At 62.4% G+C, this 5,684-nt stretch carries 7 protein-coding genes; 3 read left to right on the forward strand and 4 right to left on the reverse strand.

What is annotated here, in order from left to right; translation table 11 throughout:
• Positions 1 to 350: 350 nt before the first annotated feature.
• Positions 351 to 974 carry a hypothetical protein gene (locus AC30NL_RS16800; RefSeq protein WP_489465143.1) on the reverse strand — a complete coding sequence of 208 codons (624 nt, stop codon included), beginning with the start codon at positions 972 to 974 and terminating at the stop codon, positions 351 to 353.
• 11 nt (positions 975 to 985) lie between these two features.
• Positions 986 to 2,005, reverse strand: coding sequence for a hypothetical protein (locus AC30NL_RS16805; protein WP_489465144.1), 1,020 nt, complete (start codon positions 2,003 to 2,005; stop codon positions 986 to 988).
• A 620-nt stretch (positions 2,006 to 2,625) separates the two neighbouring features.
• On the opposite strand from AC30NL_RS16805, the gene AC30NL_RS16810 reads away from it, so the two are divergent.
• Positions 2,626 to 2,862, forward strand: a complete 237-nt coding sequence (locus AC30NL_RS16810) for a hypothetical protein (protein WP_489465145.1) — start codon at positions 2,626 to 2,628, stop codon at positions 2,860 to 2,862.
• 808 nt (positions 2,863 to 3,670) lie between these two features.
• On the opposite strand, the gene AC30NL_RS16815 is transcribed toward AC30NL_RS16810, so the two are convergent.
• Positions 3,671 to 4,303, reverse strand: a complete 633-nt coding sequence (locus AC30NL_RS16815; RefSeq protein ID WP_489465146.1) for a hypothetical protein — start codon at positions 4,301 to 4,303, stop codon at positions 3,671 to 3,673.
• A gap of 191 nt (positions 4,304 to 4,494) precedes the next feature.
• On the reverse strand, positions 4,495 to 4,683 hold the full coding sequence (locus AC30NL_RS16820; RefSeq protein WP_489465147.1) for a hypothetical protein: 189 nt from the start codon (positions 4,681 to 4,683) through the stop codon (positions 4,495 to 4,497).
• Between the two features lie 288 nt (positions 4,684 to 4,971).
• Between AC30NL_RS16820 and AC30NL_RS16825 the strand changes: the two genes are divergently transcribed.
• Entirely contained in the window at positions 4,972 to 5,295 is a 324-nt protein-coding gene (locus tag AC30NL_RS16825; protein ID WP_489465148.1) for a hypothetical protein, read from the forward strand.
• A gap of 3 nt (positions 5,296 to 5,298) precedes the next feature.
• Positions 5,299 to 5,684, forward strand: a 386-nt coding sequence (locus AC30NL_RS16830) for a helix-turn-helix domain-containing protein (protein WP_489465149.1), incomplete at its 3' end; no start/stop codon positions are given.

A 5,684-nucleotide genomic window follows, 5' to 3' on the forward strand; every position in this document is an offset into this window, starting at 1 on the left:
CCTTCTCGTCGGCGACGCTTTTGAGGTCGATCTGCCCGGCAGGCTTGATCAGGCAGTGCGCGTACTGTGCCGGGTCGCCCGCGCAGTAGATCTCGCCGAGCGACATCAACGTCGCACCCGATCGCACTCTCGAGCCTTGCATGCGCTTGGTCCGGCCTTGGGGGGTGAGGCGGCCGCTCGGCTCGCGTTTGATCTGGGCTTAGGCAGCGCCAGGCCTTCGAACGGCTCCAGAAGATCCAGTTGTAGACAGAAAGCCGAACCCCGATCTCACGCCAGGTCCGCGTCGCTCAAGGACAAACTCGCTCGGCTGCTGATGGAACTTCGGGCCAGCGTTTGGATTGAGGCGTGCGTCACTGGGGACGCGACGTCGTCAGCAGCAGCCGCTGACCACTGATCACATCGTCGAGCTCCTGCAGCATGGCGGCCTTCATGCCGGCCGACGGGTTCCAGCGGGTCGCAGCGGCATCCTGGGCGGCATCGAGCCAGCGCCAGCCAGCGTGGCCGAAGCGGCTCGCGGCGACCTGAAGCCGCATGCCATCCGGGATCTTGCCGGCCGACTCGGCGAGTTGCAGCCGGGACTGCAGGGTCTCGGCCCATTCGAACAGGTCGGCGATCTCTGCCCGGGCTGGCTCGGGCTCCAGGTAGGCGCCACCCCAGGGAAGCTGGATGAAGAGCGCGATCCCCTTGCCGACCAGATAGAAGTGCACCGCCCAGCTGTTGATGCCGTGGCCGTCGAAGCCGACGATGGCGTAGTCCGGCAGGCCAGGTTGCGCCTCGACCTCGGCCAGGAAGTGATTGAAGTCGTATGGCGTTGACGTCAGCGGCCGCGTGGCGAACCACCCCGGTCCCTGTTGCTGCAGCGACGCCGCCAGCTGCGCTGGCACGGGTGGAAACGGCAGGCGCTCGCGCTCAAAGAACGCCTGGGCCGTGGGCGAGGCACTGCCGTTGCCCGGTTCATTCGCGGATGCATTCATGGGGAAATACCTCACCAGTTCCGTTCGCGATCGCGTATCAGGTAGCTGTTTTGCTCGTTCAAGAGTTGCTGCACTTTCGGGTCGCCCCATTGCGCCGGGTCAATGACCAAGCCGCCGTATCGCAGATGGTCGATATGAATCTTGACGCCTTTGTGGCGGGTGATCGCCGCCTGGATCTCGGCTTCGTTCAGCTTGTTTCCAAGCATCGAACGGATGTCGCTTGACGTGAGCGCATTGATCGCACCCGCCATCTCGGTATCGACTACCGGGGGCAGTTCCGTGCCCCAGATATGCTCACGTATGACACCGTCGTCGACCCGCTTCAGGTCGGCCGGGCCGGTCAGGTTCTTGCCGAAGCACTGGTCGTTGTCGATGCCTGTCACCTTGGCACGACCATTCAGCTCAATGTTGATGAAGTAGTTGCAGGCATGGCGATCGACTTGACCCGTCAGGTGGTCGAGCAACTGGAGCTTGGTCACCTCCGTGCACACGTCCGGACGGGTCAGAATGCTCGCATCGGTCCGGGCGGCCATCTCGCCACGGGCCCGCTCCATGATCAGGCCGATGTCGGGATCGAGGATGCCGCGCCCGGTGTCGATCAGTGCCAGCCGCGTGTCCGCGATCACGTCAAGACCGAGCTTCTTCGCGTAGGAAAGCGTCGCGATGTTGCGCATCGCGGTCTGCGGATCATCCCTCGGGATGCCGGTCGCTACGGAGCTCACGCCACTCTCTGTTGTGCCGAGCGGCTTGAAGACGCCGTCGAACACACTGCCATTGGAATTCTGGAGCTTGACCGCGAAGACGGTGTAGAAAGCGCCCGATCGAAGTTTCTTGGGCTTTTCCAGCACCTGGGTGTTGGTGAAGGCGGGCACGGTGTCCGACGTGACCTTCAGGTTCAGCTGCTTGTAAAGGCGATCGACCTGCATGGACATTTTGTCCAGCACGTCCAGCAGCAGTTGCCGATCCTGCGCCAAGGATGCCCTGGCCCAGTATTCCATCCCCGATAGCCGCGCACATTGTTTCGGCGGCAACCCAGGGCTCCATCTTGCCGGTCGTGGCCAGCGCCACCACGTCGGCGCGCACAAGTTCCTCGAACGCCTCCCTGCGCTTGTCGTCCATGGGCTTGGGCCCAGTCAGGCGCGCGTGCCATTGACGCTGTCTCGCCGCGCGGTCCTTTAAGCGATTCATCACCGCACCGCCATTGGGCAGCGCGGAGTGCACCAGTTGCGCCCGCTGGGACTGCTCGGCCCGGCGCTCCTGGGCGAGCAACTCGCCCAGTGTCGGACAGTGCTCCCGAATCTCGCCGTGCACCGGGGTGGCGGACAGCTGGGGCTGATTCGCGGGAAATGGCAGCGGCGAGCGAGGCCTCACTGAAGCGTCGGGTTGACCACCTCGGGGGGCAAGGTCCACCGACCTTGGCGGCTGTCCCGCAGCATTGGGGATATGGGGGCCCCGGGCGGGATTGATGGGGGCTCCTTCGCCCGGCCTGACTGTGCCACCGCTTGGGTTGCCAAAGATTCTGGTGATTCTGGTCATGTCATCTCGCTACATGGCATTCATGCCTACAGAGTGGCATGGGTGAGCAGTCGACTCGTGCAGTATCCGAAGCGCAGTAGCAAAATGCGAAACTCTGATCGCGCGGCAGCGCGAGATGCCCTCAGAGCCCCTCGCGCCCATCCAGAACGTTGCCGCGCATGCTGCTGGCGGGGAAGGGCAACAAATCAAGGCGAGCAGCCGGCTCACCAGCGTGCAGACGGCGGGCACCAGCGGCACGGTGACGAACACGTATCCTTCGCCCGATGAGAATCCCAGCGGGCTGAGCGTCTTTCGGTTCAACCAGGCCGTAGCGACGGCCTTCGTCAACCAGGGAAGAGCTGCTGCCCCGTAGAAGGGCGAAGCGGATTGCCTCTCCAAAAGACGATTCGGTCAAGTACGGGATTTCGGTGCGTCGTGGCGACCAAACTTCGGGCCGACAACGTTCACTTCGCGTTCCAGAGATGCTGCGAGTGGATCCGCTTTAGGCTCGTATGAGCCGGCTCGACCGCTTGCCGCCCTTTCCTCCTGAACGCGCGTCCCAACGATGATTTCTCGCCTTACGCCGTTTTCCGCCCGCAACGGCGACACCACTGGCGACCCTCACGGCCCATGAAAATATCCAAAGGCACCGACGCCACTGCGCCACTCGAGGGCGTCGAAGTCCGTCAACGCGAGATCCATGGACTGGGCGTCTTCGCCAATCAAGGTTTTCCACAGTCGCTTGATCGCGGCCGGCAAGCGCAGAGCAAAGTTTGCTTTCCTCTACGACCGCCGACTCCCGCGGTCCGCTCGCGCTCGTCCCTGTTACCCAAAATCTGCCGAAACTGATCCACGCCGCGACAAACGCTGCGGCAACCCCTACGCCGACGGGTGCGATTGGCTGGTCGAAGGCTGTCCCGGCTCGGCACTGGAAGCTCCCGACAGTCGCGGCCAGGCGCTGCCGACCCGTAGACCGAGGAAAGAGTGTCTCAAACGCGAGGGTAAAAGTGTCAACATGGCGCCATCGACCGTGCCAACACTTCGCAAAGCGAGGCCTGGCGCGGCCTGCAACCCGATGCGAGGTAAATGTGTCAATCGGCTGCACCTGCCCGTCGCTGCGAGGCAAGAGTGTCACCGATGCGATACGCGCATTGCCCGACCCATGCGTGGGCAAACGAAGGTCAACTGCTCACGATCTGTTTGCTTCTGTGCCAAGGATGAGCCCGGCAAACGGGTGCAACTGGCTGGAGGAGTGGTTGTGATTCGGTGATGCTCAAAATTTGAGGCTGGCGCCAGCGCCTGGAAGCAAGGTAGTCGGACATGCGGTGAATCAACGGGTTGCGTACGGTTTGGCCAGCTCTGGCTGCGAATTGACAGACTTGCCTCGCTCTATCTCTATCGTTTGTTGACAGATTTGCCTCGCTCAGAGTGAGGGTAAAAGTGTCAATCTTTCGATGCACTTCACTACGGATACCGGGCTCGGCGATATTGACACTTTTGCCTCGTTCTACGGCGATCTCGCCGAAACGATCGGGCAGCGCAGCGGATGCCTTGGAATTCTCGATGAGCAGCAATTCCTCGCGCTGCACCCAGAATTCGATCATGCGGCCGGCATCACCGTTCAGCGCGACTGGACGCTCGCACAACGCCTTCACCTCCGCGTCGGCCTCGAGCGAAATCCAGAGCTTGAAGCTCGTGTGGTCGTACAGCCGCACGCGGCGCGCCAGCTTCGGACTGAAGGCCTCCAGCAGCCGCGCAGCCGGCGGACGATGCGAGGTCAGCGGCACCGTGTAGCGTGTTGTCGATCCCTTCATGGATCAACAACTTAGACGTCAAGATCGGGCGTGAAGCTGCGAAGTGACGAAATTACTTGCCGCTGATGCGAGCTGACGAATTTGCTTTGCTGGACGTGTCGGCAAAGTTGTCACTTTGCGGACCGCTCACGAGGGAACGCGCCGGTGACAACTTTGCTTTCCTCTACGAACGTTGACCGTCCAAGTGATGATCATTCAAACCAGCCGCCAGAGTCGTAATCGACACGACGCACCCAGAAGTCGATCGGCAAGGCATTCGCGTCAGGCCCGATGCGGGCGGGGCGCTCACATAGTGAGGACACTGCCGGCTCGGCCTCAAGGCCGAGCCACACGGCAAACGCTGCGTGGTCGAACAGTTGTACCCGGCGGCCGATGTCCACGAAAGTAAATGTGAGACTGCGGCGAGGGTAAATGTGAGACTTTGTGGTCTCAGAAGTAGCCGAGCACGGGTGCGTCGGGGAAGACGGGGGGCTCGTCGAGCCAGCAACTGCGTGGTGGAACGAGCCGTGTGACCGACGCGGCCGCGCTGCTTGGTGACTTGCTTGCGCTTGTAGTCCAGGAACGCCTGGACGGGGTCGTCACCGTCGATGAAGTGCCCCCAGCCCGTCACCATCAAACGACTGCCATGGATGCGTCGCATCCAGCTCTACAGCCCCAAGGCGGCCCGCATGCTGGTGCTGTTCTCGTATGACAGTCTGGCGGCCTGGGCCCTTGCAGAGAGTTGCCCGCTTGTCGACGCCTTCTGCGAGTACCCTGGCTCCGTCAACGTGGACGGCACTCGAGTGATGGCAGACCTCTGGGTGAGGGGCTGCGCACGCGAGCAATACGTCAAGATCGAAGGCGGGATTGATCTCTCGTCGGAGCGACCAGATCAGGTCCCGACCTTCGCCGATGTAGAAGTCGCCAGGGTCTCATCGGACTGGCTTATTCGGCCTCTCTTGAATTTTGAGTGGGTACTCTTGGGCATGTTTGCAGCCGGGACAAGGAAGTAGGGAATGACAACCAAGGTGTTCGAGGCGGCGCTGGGGATTAGCGCGCCGTGGTCGGTAGGGGCCGTGGATTTCGATGAGGGCACCAAGGTGCTGACGGTGAGGATCGACTTCACGCCGGGTACGCGCTTTGCGGTCTCTGGGCATGAGGGCGTGCATCCGGTGCACGACACGGTGCCCAAGACGTACCGGCACTTGAACTTCTTCCAGCACGAATGCCACTTGCAGGTACGCACGCCGCGCGTGAAGTTGCCCAAGGGCTCGGTCCGATTGGTCGAGCCAGACTTCGCTGGACGCCTGTCGGGCTTCACGCTGCTGTTCGAGGCGCTGATCCTGATGCTGGCGCAGCAGATGCCCTTCGCGGCGGTGGCGCGCATCGTGGGCGAGTCTGC

Origin of the sequence: Rhizobacter sp., from assembly GCA_021153565.1 — a bacterium.
Lineage (GTDB): Bacteria > Pseudomonadota > Gammaproteobacteria > Burkholderiales > Burkholderiaceae_C > Albitalea.

Coding starts and splice junctions, on each gene's coding strand:
- AC30NL_RS16800 (WP_489465143.1), bottom strand. CDS start 974: ATGAATGCATCCGCGAATGAACCGGGCAACGGCAGTGCCTCGCCCACG.
- AC30NL_RS16810 (WP_489465145.1), top strand. CDS start 2,626: ATGCCCTCAGAGCCCCTCGCGCCCATCCAGAACGTTGCCGCGCATGCT.
- AC30NL_RS16815 (WP_489465146.1), bottom strand. CDS start 4,303: ATGAAGGGATCGACAACACGCTACACGGTGCCGCTGACCTCGCATCGT.
- AC30NL_RS16825 (WP_489465148.1), top strand. CDS start 4,972: ATGCTGGTGCTGTTCTCGTATGACAGTCTGGCGGCCTGGGCCCTTGCA.